Genomic DNA, 13,416 nt, shown 5'->3' on the forward strand with positions numbered 1-13,416 from the left:
CAAGTTCTGCCCGCACCCTATGCGCGAGCCGTGTGCTCGCCGAGCGTCACGCTGCGCCGCGGGCGAGGCGGTCCACGCTCCCCAGCGAGCGGTCCGCGACGGCGCTCGCAAGGAGCACGAGCGCGGCGACGACCATGACCGTCGCGAGCCCGCGCAGCCCCGCGTCATCCGCACGCACCGGGAAGAAGAGCCCGGATGCCGCAGCCGCGAGGATCGCCCCGAGATACATGAACGTGCGCAGCAGCCCCGACGATGCTCCGATGCGGACGGGGTCGGCCTGGTGGAACAGGGCGTTCTGCACGGCGAGGTTCACCAGGCCCTGCGGGATGCCGATGATGACGCCGATCGCAGCGAGATACCAGAGCGGGCTCGCGCTCGTCGCGAACAGCAGCATGCCGCACGCGACGAGCTGCGCCGCGGCGCCCACGATCAGCTTCGCGCGCACCTCGGCGCGCCGCCCGGTGAGCGAAGCCACCGCGATGCCGACCACGAACGTCGGCAGCAGCAGCAGACCCGTCGCGGTCGGGTCGAGCCCGCGGTCGTCCTCGAGCCACTGGGTGTACCCGTAGAGGAACGCGTACGACACGACCGCGGCGAGCACCGCGCGCCCGAACGTCACGATGAGCGGCACGTTCCCGGCGAACACCCGCACGTCGATGAACGGTTCGTGTGCGCGCAGCTCGCGCCAGGCGAACAGGCATGCCGCGGCCACCGCGACCCCGAGCAGCCACAGCGTCGAGACCGCCGGCGCCATGAGGAAGAACAGCAGCGTCACGAGGGTGGCCGTGAACAGTGCGATGCCGAGCAGGTCGAACGGGCGGCGCTGCGACGCGGCATCCGCTCTGCGCGGCTCGCGGGGCAGCGTGACGGCTCCGAGCACGAGGCACGCGAGGGAGAGGGGGATGTTGACCGCGAACGTCGCCCGCCACCCGCCGAGGCCGATCAGCAGCCCGCCGAGGGTGGGCCCGATGACGGCGACCGTCTGCGTCGAGACGGAGAGCACCGTCAGCACACCGGCGGGAGAGGCTATGCCGGCGCGGTCGCTCTCGCGTCGGATCAGCGACATCGCCGACGGGTATCCGGCGCAGGTGCCGAATCCGAGGATGACCCGCGCCACGACGAGCACCCAGAGGGCGGGCGCAAGCATGCCGATGATCCCGGCGATGCCGGTGAGCGAGACGCCCACGAGGTAGACCGGCCGGGGGCCGAACCTGTCGACGAGGCGACCGACGACCGGCTGACCGATCGCCGTGGCGACGTAGAGCGCCGAGACGAGCCAGGCTGTCTGGGCCGCGGGGGCGCCGAAGGCCAGCGCGATGGGCACGAGCGCGACGGCGATGATCGACGAGTTGATGGGGTTGAGGATCGCACCGAGCATCATCGACGGCAGCAGCCGACGGTCGAAGCGGTCGGCCGGCGGGCGACGCCGCCCGGCGGGTACGGCGACGGCGCCGGTCACCGGTCGGCGACCCGGTCGAGCACGGCCGCGGCGCGGATCAGCAGCTGGCGTTCCTGCTCGGTGCAGACCTCGTCGAGTCGTCCGACGATCCACTCCCCGCGGGCGGCGCGGTTGCCCTCCTCGACCTGGGCGCCGGCGGCGGTCAGGGTGACGACCTGTCGCCTGCCGTCCGTCGGGTCCGGCGTGCGCAAGATGAGTCCGCGCTGCTCGAGCGCCAGGAGCGTCGCGGCCATCGACTGCGGACGGATGCCCTCGAGCTGCGCGAGACCGGCGGCGGTGGCGGCCTCCCCCTTGCTGAGCCTCACGATGACGGATGCCTGGCTCGGCGTGAGGTCGTCGTCGGTGGCGACCTCCTGCATGCGTCGCCGCAGTCGACCGAACGCGACCCGGATGTCCTGGGCGGCGGTCACGGCGGAGGCGGAGTGCGCAGTCATATTCGACAGTCTAGCCTGTTCAGTTTGACCTGCCCAGTTCCGCCTGCTTATCGTGTCGTCATGACGACCTCACGCCCCGCCCTCCTGCTCATGGACTTCCAGCCCGCGATCGTCGCCCGCGGCGGGAGCCCCGAGATCTTCGCCGCCGCACGCACCGCCCTCGACGCGGCCCGCAGCCACGGCATCCCGGTGTTCTTCGTGCGCGTCGCATTCCGGCCCGGCTTCCCCGAGGTGCCGCAGAGCAACGTCGCCTTCACCGCCCTCGCCGCCGCCGCCGGCGACGCGCTCACCGAGCAGAGCCCCGCGACGCAGATCATCGCCGAGCTCGCACCACTGCCGAGCGAGCCCATCGTCACCAAGCGCCGCTACAGCGCCTTCACCGGCAGCGACCTCGACGTGCTGCTTCGCGGCCAGGGCATCACCCATCTCGTGCTGGCGGGCATCTCGACCAGCGGGGTCGTGCTCTCGACCTTCCGCCAGGCGTTCGACCTCGACTACGGCCTCACGGTGCTCTCCGACGCGAGCGGCGACGGCGACTCCGAGCTGTCCGAGCTGCTGCTCACCCGCGTCTTCCCGCGCCAGGGCACCGTCGTCACCGCGGCCGAATGGGTCGCCGGACTGGAGTGAGCAGGGGCGCTCTCAGCGCACGCGGAGCACGCCCGGATCGATGCGGGCGGTGAAGCGGGTGACCTCCCCGATCTCCTCACCGTCGATCTCGAATGCGCGCGGCTCGGCGAGGGTGATCTCGATGCGGGTCGCCTGCACGTGACGCATCGTCTCCGTGCTCACGGCGTCGTCGGCACCCCCGAACACGCGACGCAGACCGTTGTCCCACACCACGGCCTTCAGGTTCGCCGCCCACTCGAGCATGCCGGTCGCGCTGACGGCGAGGAGGTCGAGCGTGCCGTCATCGGGTGCCGCGTCGGGCAACAGGGTGATGCCGCCCTGGATGGTGCCGCAGTTGCCGATCAGCACGGTGTGGGCGGATGCCTCGACCGCCTCCCCACCATCGACGACCGCCGTCACCCCGACGAGCTCCGTCGCCGAGATCGCACGGCCCATCGCCTCCACGTAGGCGAGCCATCCGGCGCGCTTCTTCAGGTCGTCGCTGGTCTCGGCGAGCATGTGGGCATCGAGTCCGAAGCCGACCATCACGACGAACCCGTGGGTCTCGATCGCTCCGTCACGGTCGATGTCGACCCAGCCGAGGTCGATCTGCCGGGCGGATGCCTCGACGGCCCGGGTGAGCGCGGCCTTCACGCTGCCGAGCGGCACCCCGAGGTTGCGCGCCAGCAGGTTCCCGGTCCCCTGCGGCACGATGGCGAGCTCGGTGTCCGTACCCGCGAGCACCTCCGCGACAGCTCGAACGGTGCCGTCGCCGCCGGCGGCGATCACCAGCGTGCAGCCGTCGGCGAGCGCCGCGCGGGCGGGCCCCTGACCCGGGTCATCCGGAGTCGTCTCGAACCACGACGCATCCGTCACGCCGACCGCGGCGAGCGACTTCTCGAGCTGCTCGCGCTCGATCTTGCTGGGATTGAACACGATTCCGATGCGCGCGGGGGTCACACGCCCATTCTGTCTGGTCAAATCACCGACGGGAGGCGGATAATACGTGCCATGCCCCGCCCCGGATACTCGGCTATCTCCAGCTTTTCGCGCGTGCGCATCCTGCACCTGCTGCAGGAGAGCCCCCAGCGCACCATCAGCGACCTGTGCGAGATCACGGGCCTGCATCCGAACACGGTGCGCGAGCACGTGCAGCGGCTGATCGACGGCGGGTACGTCGTGCCCGAGGTCGAGAAGCGCACGACGCGCGGCCGCCCGCGCGTGCTCTACTCGGCCGCCGATGGCGTGCAGGACTGGAGCCCGATCGCCGCCCGCAAGGCGCGCGACGCTGCCGAGCGCGGCGACCTGATGCGGCGCGTCATGCCCTGGACCGACGATCACGCCCTCGAGAACGACGCCGTGCACCAGCTCGACGCGCTCGTGGAGGACCTCGGCGACGCCGGCTTCGACCCGGTCGTCGACCAGCACCAGCTCACCGTCGACCTGAGCCCGTGCCCGCACGCGGGCACGGAGAGCGGAAACCGCTCCGTGCTGTGCGCCGTGCACCTCAACCTCATGGACGGCGTCCTCGCGCAGGCACGGGGACCGCTGCGGGTCGAGGGCATGGCCCCGTCGTGCAACCCGCACGACTGCGTCGTGCACCTGACCCGCTGACCCGACCGGCCGGGCTCAGCCGCCGATCGCGTTCATGCCGCGGCGCGGCTGCACGAACCCGGGTTCGTCGATGCCGTGCGAACGCCGCTTTCCCGCGACGCACGCGCGCAGCACCTCGTCGATGTCTCCGACCGCGCCGCCGCGCAGCACGGGCACCAGGTCGTACTCTGACCGCGAGAACAGGCAGTTGCGCAGCTGACCGTCGGCGGTCAGTCGCAGTCGGTCGCACCCCGCGCAGAACGGCGCAGTCACGGAGGCGATGACCCCGACCGATGCCGGACCGCCATCGAGCAGGAAGCGCTCAGCGGGGGCGTGCTCGCGCTCGCCCGCCGGCACGAGCCGCCAGCGCTCACCGAGCGCGTCGAGGATCTCCTCGCGGGTGACCAGCTGCGTGCGGTCCCACGTGTGCGAGACATCCAGAGGCATCTGCTCGATGAAACGCAGCTCAGCCCGGATCGAGAGCGCGAACTCCACCAGCTCGACCAGCTCGTCGTCGTTGACGCCCCGCATGGCGACGGCGTTCAGCTTCAGCGGGGCGAGAGCGGATGCCGCCGCCCCCCGCACGCCCGCGAGCACCTCGTCGAGGCGGTCTCGACGAGTGAGGGCGGCGAAGCGATCGCGGCGGAGGGTGTCGAGCGAGATGTTGACGCGGGCGAGCCCGGCGTCGATGAGCTCGGGGAGACGCCGGTCGAGCCCGATGCCGTTCGTCGTCATCGCGACCTCGACCGGTCCCCCGGGCCCTTCGAGCACCGACAGGCGGGAGACGATCTCCGCGAGGTCGCGGCGCAGCAGCGGCTCCCCGCCCGTCAGGCGCAAGGTGTTCACGCCGGCGGCGACGGCCACCGCGGCGATCTGCACGATCTCATCGACGGTGAGGATGCTCTCGCGCGCGAGCCACTCGTTGCCCTGCTCCGGCATGCAGTAGGTGCAGCGCAGCGAGCAGCGGTCGGTCAGGGAGATCCGCAGGTCGCTGTGCACCCGGCCGTGGGTGTCGACGAGCGGCGCGGTCATGTCTCGAGGCTAATGCCGCGGCATCCACCCGGGACGCGATCGGCCCCGAGCGCGGGCCAAAGGATCAATTATTCACGGCGAAGCTCCAGGGGCCTCACGGCAGCAAGCTGGGAGACTCCTTAGTGAGCCGAGACACGGCTCCGCCGGCCACGCCGACGCGCTGTGCACCCTCTGTAGGAGGCGACTTTCCATGGATCTTCTCGATCCGCTCGCACTGGCCCGCTGGCAATTCGGGCTCACGACGCTTTACCACTTCCTCTTCGTTCCGCTGACGCTGGGCATGGGCCTGGTCGTCGCCATCTTCCAGACGACCTGGGTGCGCACCGGCAACGTGCGGTGGCTGCAGCTGACCCGACTGTTCGGAAGCCTGTTCCTCATCAACTTCGCGATGGGCGTCGTCACCGGCATCGTGCAGGAGTTCCAGTTCGGCATGAACTGGTCGGACTACTCGCGCTTCGTGGGCGACGTCTTCGGCGCCCCGCTCGCGTTCGAGGGTCTGCTCGCGTTCTTCCTCGAGGCGACGTTCCTCGGGCTCTGGATCTTCGGCTGGGACCGCCTGCCGAAGAAGCTGCACCTCGCGACGATCTGGATCGCGTGGGCGGGCGCCAGCATCTCGGCGTACATCATCCTCGCGGCCAACGCGTGGATGCAGAACCCGGTCGGCTACACGATGTCCGCCGACGGCAAGCGCGCCGAGATGACCGACATCTTCGCAGTGGTCACCAACAGAGTGGCTCTCGCGACGTTCCCGCACACGATGTTCGCGTCGTTCATGTTCGCGGCCGGCGTCGTGATCGCCGTCGCCGCGTGGCACCTGTCGCGCAAGCAGCACATCGACATCATGCGTCCGGCACTGCGGTTCGGGCTCTGGTTCATGATCGCCTCGTTCGTCGGCGTGTTCATCGCGGGCGATCTGCTGGGCCTCCAGATGGTGGCGACCCAGCCCATGAAGATGGCCTCCGCCGAGGCGCTGTACAACACGGCCTGCGGGGCGAATGCCTCGTTCTCGATCTTCTCGCTCGGCACACCAGACGGCACCCAGGAGATCTGGTCGCTGCGCGTGCCGTACCTGCTCGCGTTCCTCTCCGAGCACGACTTCACAGCGTGCGTGCAGGGCATCAACGACCTGCAGGCCCAGTACACGACGCAGTGGGGTCCCGGCGACTACACGCCCACCATCTGGATCACCTACTGGTCGTTCCGCTGGATGATCGGCTTCGGCGGACTCGCGGCCGTGATCTCGGCTGTCGGCCTCTGGCTCACCCGCAAGAACGCGAAGCGGCCCGTCCCGACGTGGGCGTGGAAGGTCGCGATCTGGAGCGCGCCGCTGCCGCTGTTCGGCATCCTCGTCGGCTGGATCTTCACCGAGATGGGACGGCAGCCCTGGATCGTGTTCGGCCTGATGAGAACCGCGAACGGCGTCTCGCCCAATGTGCCGGGCTGGACGGTACTGATCTCGCTGATCGCCTTCACCGCGATCTATGCCGCGCTCGCGGTCGTCGAGTTCCGCCTCATCGTCAAGACCGCGAAGGCCGGCCCGTTCCCGATCCTCGGGGGCAAGTCCGGTGAGTTCGAGGGCGGCGAGAAGCGCGAGGCCGACGCCGACGACATCCACATCCCCACGACGGTCTACTGAGCGGAAAGGAACATCATCATGGACCTCTCATACCTCTGGTTCTGGATCGTCGGAGTGCTCTTCGTCGGCTACTTCGTGCTCGACGGCTTCGACTTCGGCGTGGGCATGTCCCTGCCCTTCCTCGGCAAGGACGACATCTCCCGTCGCCAGGTGATCAACACGATCGGCCCCGTCTGGGACCTCAACGAGACTTGGCTGATCGTGGCGGGCGCGTGCCTGTTCGCCGCCTTCCCGGAGTGGTACGCCACCCTGTTCAGCGGCTTCTACCTCGCGCTGCTGCTGATCCTGCTCTCGCTGATCCTGCGCGGCGTCTCGTTCGAGTACCGGCACCGCGGGGCATCCGAGAAGTGGAAGCGGCGCTTCGACACCCTCATCGTGATCGGCTCCGTGCTCCCCGCGCTCCTGTGGGGTGTCGCGGTCGCCAACATCGTGCAGGGGGTGCCGCTGGATGCCGACCACAACTTCACCGGGTCCCTTCTGACGCTGCTCAACCCCTACGGGCTGCTCGGCGGGGTCACCCTCGTGCTCGTCTTCTTCACCCACGGTCTCTACTTCGTTGCCCTGAAGACCGACGGTCAGGTGCACACCGACGCGAAGCGCCTCGCCACCAAGGCGGGTGTGGTCACGGTCGTGGTCGCGGCGGCGTTCCTCATCTGGACGATCGTCATGGCCGCCTCGAAGGGTGCCCCGGCGCTCGGGTTCGCGATCGCCGCCGCCGCGATCGCCGCGGTCGCCCTCATCGCGTCGATCCTGGCGAACCTTCGCGACAAGCAGGGCTGGGCCTTCACGTTCGGCGTATTGACCGTCGCGTTCGCGGTGCTGACCCTGTGGTTCTCGCTCTTCCCGAACGTGATGCCCTCCACCACCGACCCGGCGGGCACCCTCACGATCGAGAACGCGTCGAGCACGCCGTACACGTTGACGATCATGACCTGGGCGGCGTTCATCTTCCTGCCGCTCGTGCTGCTCTACCAGGGCTGGACGTACTGGGTCTTCCGCAAGCGCGTCACCCGCAGCTTCATCGAGAAGGCGGCGGCGTCGGCACACTGACCGAGTCCTCACCCACGCGGATGCCGCGGCCCCTCCCCGGGCCGCGGCATCCGTCGTCGTGGGCGAGGTGGTTTTGCCCGGCGGCGCTCGCAGGTGCCGTCCGGGCGCATGAGGCAGGATCGAAGACGTGACCCCCGACGGACCGGCCGATCCCCCCGTGCGGCGGGGACCCCTGGATCCGCGTCTGCTGCGGTACGCGCGCGCGACCCGCGGGTTCCTCGCGGTGCAAGCGGCGATCGTGCTGGCGCAGAGCGGTGTGATCGTGGGGTTCGCATGGGTGGTCTCCCGCGCGCTCACCGGCGCGATCGGCGGTGCGCCGATCGGCGAGCTGCTGCCGCTCGTCGCGGCGGGTGCAGCGCTCGTGCTGGTGCGCGGGGTGTTGATCGCGGCGTCGGAGCGGGTGTCGGCGGCAGGGGCCGCGCGCGCGTCGCTCCAGCTGCGCGCCGCCCTCATCGCCGCCGTCGAGAAGCTCGGTCCCGCGTGGCTGTCGCAGCGCAGCACCACCGCGTTGGCGGTGACCGCCGGGCACGGACTCGAGGCGCTCGACGCCTACTTCGGGCGCTACCTCCCGCAACTGGTGGCGACGGCGATCACCATGCCGATCGTCATCGGCGCGATCCTGCTGGCCGACCCGCTGTCGGCGGTGATCGTCGTGCTCACGATGCCGCTCATCCCGATCTTCATGGTGCTCATCGGTCTCGCGACCGGCGCAGTGCAGCGCCGGCAGTTCGACACGCTCACCACCCTCGCGACCCGGTTCGCCGACACCGTGCAGGGACTCGGCACGCTCAAGATCTTCGGCCGTCAGCACCGTGCCGCCGACAGTATCGACGAGGTGACCGGGCGCTACAAGCGCGAGACGATGTCGGTCCTGCGGGTGTCGTTCCTCTCGGGTTTCGCGCTCGAGTTCCTCGCATCCATCTCGGTCGCCATCGTCGCGGTGACGATCGGCTTCCGGCTCCTCGACGGTGAGATGGTGCTGCTCGTGGGCCTGTTCGCCCTGCTCCTGGCCCCCGAGGCGTATCTGCCGCTGCGGCAGGTGGGTGCACAGTTCCACGCGTCCGCCGAGGGGATGGCCGCGACATCCGGCATCTTCGCGGTGCTCGACGCCGCGCGCGCTCAGGGCGATCGGACGCGCACCGTCACCGCCCCCACGGCGGAGGGGGGTGCGCTTCTGACGGCGCGCGGGCTGCGGGTTCCGCGCGGCGAGCGGATGATCGGTCCGATCGACCTCGACGTGCGCGCGGGCGAGGTCGTGCTGCTCGAGGGGGCCAGCGGGGCGGGGAAGTCGAGCGTCATCGCGGCACTGCTCGGCTTCGCCCACGCGGAGGGCGAGATCAGCGGCGGCGCGCGCGAGGCCATCGCGTGGATGTCCCAGCGCGCCGGGCTGCTCTCGGGAACCGTGGCGGAGAATGTGGCGCTCGGCGCCGACACCCCCGATGCCGTGCTCGTCGCCCGATGCCTCACCGATGCCGCGGCGGGCGATGTCGACGCGGGCATCGTGCTGGGCGCTGGCGGGGCGGGGCTCTCGGGCGGACAGGCTCAGCGCGTCGCGCTGGCGCGCGCCCTGTATCGGCTGCGCGCGACCGACGCCCGGGTGCTCGTGCTCGACGAGCCCACGAGCGCCCTCGACACGGACACGGAAGCTCACGTGTGGGCGTCGGTGCGGGCTGCCGCCGATGCCGGCGCCGGCGTGCTGCTGGTCTCCCACCGCCCGAGCGCGCGGACGATCGCAGACCGCCGGGTGGCCGTGGCATCCGTTCTCGTGCTGCCTGCGGAGGTGCCACAGTGAGCACCGTCAGCGACTCGCGCACCGCCGAGACCGCGCGCATCCTGCGCGACGCGCAACCGTCCGCCCGCCGCTTCTCCCCCGCCGTGCTCACGGGGTTCGGCACCGCCATCAGCTCGATCGCGCTGCTGGCAGCGAGCGGATGGCTCATCACCCGCGCCGCGGAGCAGCCGAGCGTCATCTTCATCTCGGCGGTCGTCGTCGCAGTGCGCGCGTTCGCGATCGGGCGCGGCGTGTTCCGCTACGGCGAGCGCCTCACGAGTCACGACGCGGCCCTCGGGCAGCTCGCGCGGGTGCGTGCCGGGCTGGTGCGACGCCTGGTGCCCCTGGCCCCCGACGGCCTCGGCGGCGCCCGCCGCGGCGCCCTGCTGTCGAACCTCGTCGACGATGTCGAGGAGCTGCAGAACCTGCCGCTGCGCGTCGTGCTGCCCCTCGCCGTGGCCGCGACCACGAGCCTCGCGAGTGTCGTGTTCGTGGCGTTCGTCTCCCTTCCCGCCGCGGCCGTGCTGCTCGGATGCCTCGTGCTCGCGTTCGCTCTCGCGGTCTGGGTGGGGGCCGCGCTCGGCGCTCGCGCCGAGCGCTCACTCGCCCCGCTGCGCTCACGACTCTCCGACGCGCTCGTGGACGAGCTCGGGGCGCTCGACGTCCTCCAGGCGTACGGCGCCCAGGCCGCGGCATCCGCTCGGGTGCGGATCGCCGATGAGGCGCTGCGTCGCGCGACAGTGCGCCGCGCGACGGCACAGGGCGCGACGAGCGGAGCGGTGTCGCTGGTGGCGGGCCTCGCCTCGCTGCTGGTGCTGCTGTCGGCGCAGCCCGCATTCGCGGGCGGAAGCATCGACGGGCCCTGGCTCGCGCTCATCGTGCTCATGCCCATGGCGATCTTCGAGGTGTTCGGCCCCGTGCCGCTCGCCCTCGCGTCCTGGCGGCAGGTGCGCGGCGCGGCCCAGCGCATCGCCGACACCGTGCCGGCAGAGATCCCGGCCGAGCTCGTGCGCGACGAGCCCGCCCTGACCGGCGAGGCGCCGCCGCTCGGCACGGGACTCTCGCTGCGCGGCATGAGCGCGGCCTGGCCGCAGCGCGCGGGTGCCCGCGATGAGGCCGACGACGCGGGCCGACTCGTCGACGTCAGCCTCGATGTCGCGCCCGGCGAGCGGGTTCTCGTGACCGGCCCGAGCGGTGCGGGAAAGACGACGCTCGCCCACGTGCTGGTGCGCTTCCTCGACTACAGCGGCTCGTTCACCATCGGCGGACGCGAAGCGTCCACGCTCGCCGGCGATGACCTGCGACGCACGATCGGCCTCGTCGAGCAGAACCCGTACCTGTTCGACGAGTCGATCCGGCAGAACCTGCTGTTCGCCGACGACGGCGCCTCCGACGCGCATCTGTGGGCGGCGCTCGGTCGGGTCGGCCTCGAGGACTGGGCACGCGACCGCGGCGGCCTCGATTCACGACTGGGCGAACGCGGTGCGCTCGCCTCGGGCGGGCAGGCGCAACGTCTCGCGCTGGCACGCGCCCTCCTCGCCGACTTCGCGGTGCTGGTGCTCGACGAGCCCACCGCGGGGGTCGACCCCGCGGCATCCGACGCGCTCCTCGACGACCTGCTCACCGCTGTCGGCGACGACCACGCCGTCGTGCTCGTCTCGCACGTCGCCGTGCCCGCTCACCTCATCGATCGCGAGGTGCGCATCGTCGCGGGCAGGATGACCGCATGAGCGACCCCGTCAGCGTGCGCGAAGCCCGCCGCGAGGACGCCTGGGGCATCGCCCGCGTGCGCGTGGACACCTGGCGCGTCGCCTATGACGGACTCATCGACGACCGGATCCTCGCGGCGCTCGACCCCGAACGCGAGGGGCACCGGCGCGCCGAGCTCTGGCTCGAGAACACCGCAGCTGCCGGCGCCGCTCAGTTCGTCGCAGAGCAGAACGGAGTGATCGTCGGATGGGCGGCCGTCGGCGCCTGCCGCGACGACGACCGACCCGGCACCGGCGAGCTGCACGCGATCTACGTGCACCCCTCGCTCTGGTCGGCCGGCGTCGGGCATGAGCTCCTCGCCGCGGGCACGGCATCACTGCGTTCGTCGGGGTTCGCCGAGGCATCCCTGTGGGTGCTCGACCGCAACGAACGCGCGGCCCGCTTCTACGAACGGCACGGGTGGATCGAGGACGGCGTCGTCAAGAGCGAGCAATCTTCTCTCGCCGAGGCCCCGCCCCTCATCGAACGCCGACGCGTCATCCGCTTCGAGTGAGGATGCCGCGGCTCAACGGACGTCACAGAGTCGCTCGGCCGGGACTGCTATAAACGAAGCTCATCACGAAGCGATCCGGGGGGACATCGTGACAGCGGGTGCGCAGGGGGAACACGATTCGCTCGAGGAGTTCGCGGCGGGCCTGCGGCAGCTGCGGCTCGAGGCGGACAGCCCGACGCTGGAACGCCTGCATCGCGAGACGGGAGTCTCCCGCACCGTGCTCTCCGAGGCCTTCAACGGCAGGAAGCTGCCGTCGGCGCGCACGGTCGATCGGATCGCGGTCGCGTGCGGCGGCGATGCCCGCGCGTGGGCGACACGGCGCGACCGACTCGCACAGCGCGATGCTCCGCCGCCTGCGGCCAGAACCATCCGGCCCGCGCCCGTCACCGTGGCGCGACGTGTCGCGCTCGTGTGGGCAGCGGCCGCGTTCGTGCTCGGGACCGTTGTGACGGCGGCCATCGCTCTCACCGTCACCCACGTGGCTCGAGGCACAGCGCCGCCGCCTTCCGTCGCGGTGCGGGACGGCAGCGACCCGGCATCGACCTCCTGCGCCAACGATGCCCGCGTCGTCACCGGCGACGTGCGGGACAGCGGGCGCGTGGAGATCGAGATCCTGTGGTCCGACGCCTGCTCTGCCGCCTGGGCGCGGGTGAGTCGAGACGATGGCACCGATCGGGGCGCGACCCTCTCCGTCGCGATCTATCCGCAGAGCGCACCCGGCGGACCGCACCGGCAGAGCATCACGGTTCAGGGTGGAACCGTCGCGACCACTCCGCTGCTCGTGCGGGTATCGGCCGACGAGCGACTGTGCGCGACGGGTGCGGTGACGGTGGCGGGCACCCCGGTCGAGCTCGGCACGCCGATCTGCATCTGACCGGCCGCGGAGGCCGCTCAGCCGAGCACGACACCGAACGCCTGCGTGCCCGGTTGCGACGGCAGGCGGGTGAACCCCAGCCGATCGTAGAAGCCGAGGGCAACGGCGTTGTCCGCCGCGGCCACGAGGTGGAGTCCTGGCACGCCGGCATCAGCGAGCGCCGCCCGCTGCGCGTCGATGAGACGGCGCCCCCAGCCGGCACCCTTGGCCTCGGGGAGCAGGTCGATGTGCAGGTGCGCCGGATACGTGTCGGCGAACGGCTCGGCGCCCGCGCGCCGGCCGTCGGCGTAACGCCGCAGTTCCGCCTCGCGGTGCGACAGGCCCGGGGCATCCGGCTCACGACGACGCACCGGCCACCAGTCGGTGCGGAACCACTCCTCGAACGCATCGGTGTCGGGAGCGGCGACGCAGTACCCGACCACGGCATCGTCCGCGTCCGCGATGACGAAGGCAAACTCGGGATGTCGCACCGTGTACGGCAGCGCGAAGACGTCGGCCCACAGCGCGTCATCCGACAGCAGGCCGGTCGCGTCGCCGCCGAGATCGGCGGTACGCAGGCATACGTCCGCGATCCGCGGGCGGTCGTCGGCACGGAGGGCGCGGAGCGTGTGGGGCATCCGCGCAGACTATCGGCCGCCCCGAACTCGTCTCCGCACCCGGAGTTGCCACGTGATGCGCCCGGACGCAACCCCTGCCGC

The 13,416-nt window shown here is 71.1% G+C and carries 13 protein-coding genes; 8 read left to right on the top strand and 5 right to left on the bottom strand.

Annotated features, from left to right (window positions below; all coding sequences use genetic code 11):
* Positions 1–46: 46 nt before the first annotated feature.
* Positions 47–1,459: an MFS transporter gene (locus tag RR49_RS06655; protein ID WP_045247291.1), complete on the bottom strand. Its 1,413-nt coding sequence runs from the start codon at positions 1,457–1,459 to the stop codon at positions 47–49.
* The gene (locus RR49_RS06660) at positions 1,456–1,893 is read right to left on the bottom strand and encodes a MarR family winged helix-turn-helix transcriptional regulator (protein ID WP_045247292.1); all 438 of its coding nucleotides are present in this window, start codon (positions 1,891–1,893) and stop codon (positions 1,456–1,458) included. Before RR49_RS06660 ends, RR49_RS06655 begins: the two co-directional genes overlap by 4 nt.
* Positions 1,894–1,953: 60 nt before the next feature.
* Between RR49_RS06660 and RR49_RS06665 the strand changes: the two genes are divergently transcribed.
* Positions 1,954–2,520, top strand: a complete 567-nt coding sequence (locus RR49_RS06665) for a cysteine hydrolase family protein (protein WP_045247293.1) — start codon at positions 1,954–1,956, stop codon at positions 2,518–2,520.
* A 12-nt stretch (positions 2,521–2,532) separates the two neighbouring features.
* Here the strand turns inward: RR49_RS06665 and RR49_RS06670 are convergent, their stop codons facing one another.
* Positions 2,533–3,459: a diacylglycerol/lipid kinase family protein gene (locus tag RR49_RS06670; protein ID WP_045247294.1), complete on the bottom strand. Its 927-nt coding sequence runs from the start codon at positions 3,457–3,459 to the stop codon at positions 2,533–2,535.
* Between the two features lie 51 nt (positions 3,460–3,510).
* Between RR49_RS06670 and RR49_RS06675 the strand changes: the two genes are divergently transcribed.
* On the top strand, positions 3,511–4,113 hold the full coding sequence (locus RR49_RS06675) for a helix-turn-helix transcriptional regulator (RefSeq protein WP_045247295.1): 603 nt from the start codon (positions 3,511–3,513) through the stop codon (positions 4,111–4,113).
* Between the two features lie 15 nt (positions 4,114–4,128).
* Here RR49_RS06675 and moaA read toward each other — a convergent pair whose 3' ends face one another.
* Complete coding sequence (gene moaA, locus RR49_RS06680; protein WP_045247296.1) at positions 4,129–5,124, bottom strand: GTP 3',8-cyclase MoaA; 996 nt, start codon at positions 5,122–5,124, stop codon at positions 4,129–4,131.
* Positions 5,125–5,314: 190 nt separating this feature from the next.
* On the opposite strand from moaA, the gene RR49_RS06685 reads away from it, so the two are divergent.
* From RR49_RS06685 to RR49_RS06710, 6 genes are all read left to right on the top strand, one after another.
* Positions 5,315–6,760, top strand: coding sequence for a cytochrome ubiquinol oxidase subunit I (locus RR49_RS06685; protein WP_045247297.1), 1,446 nt, complete (start codon positions 5,315–5,317; stop codon positions 6,758–6,760).
* Between the two features lie 18 nt (positions 6,761–6,778).
* Positions 6,779–7,810 (top strand): cytochrome d ubiquinol oxidase subunit II, encoded by a 1,032-nt coding sequence (gene cydB / locus RR49_RS06690; RefSeq protein WP_045247298.1) that lies wholly within the window; start codon positions 6,779–6,781, stop codon positions 7,808–7,810.
* Positions 7,811–7,937: 127 nt separating this feature from the next.
* Entirely contained in the window at positions 7,938–9,602 is a 1,665-nt protein-coding gene (cydD, locus tag RR49_RS06695; protein ID WP_048809126.1) for a thiol reductant ABC exporter subunit CydD, read from the top strand.
* A complete protein-coding gene (gene cydC, locus RR49_RS06700) occupies positions 9,599–11,311 on the top strand; it encodes a thiol reductant ABC exporter subunit CydC (RefSeq protein WP_045247299.1) in 1,713 nt (570 codons plus the stop codon). The genes cydD and cydC overlap by 4 nt, the downstream gene beginning before the upstream one ends.
* Positions 11,308–11,844, top strand: a complete 537-nt coding sequence (locus RR49_RS06705) for a GNAT family N-acetyltransferase (RefSeq protein ID WP_045247300.1) — start codon at positions 11,308–11,310, stop codon at positions 11,842–11,844. Before cydC ends, RR49_RS06705 begins: the two co-directional genes overlap by 4 nt.
* An 88-nt stretch (positions 11,845–11,932) precedes the next feature.
* The gene (locus RR49_RS06710) at positions 11,933–12,718 is read left to right on the top strand and encodes a helix-turn-helix domain-containing protein (RefSeq protein WP_045247301.1); all 786 of its coding nucleotides are present in this window, start codon (positions 11,933–11,935) and stop codon (positions 12,716–12,718) included.
* Positions 12,719–12,735: 17 nt separating this feature from the next.
* On the opposite strand, the gene RR49_RS06715 is transcribed toward RR49_RS06710, so the two are convergent.
* A complete protein-coding gene (locus tag RR49_RS06715; RefSeq protein WP_045247302.1) occupies positions 12,736–13,335 on the bottom strand; it encodes a GNAT family N-acetyltransferase in 600 nt (199 codons plus the stop codon).
* Positions 13,336–13,416: the final 81 nt, after the last annotated feature.

Source organism: Microbacterium ginsengisoli (genome assembly GCF_000956535.1).
Taxonomy (GTDB): Bacteria; Actinomycetota; Actinomycetes; order Actinomycetales; family Microbacteriaceae; genus Microbacterium; species Microbacterium ginsengisoli.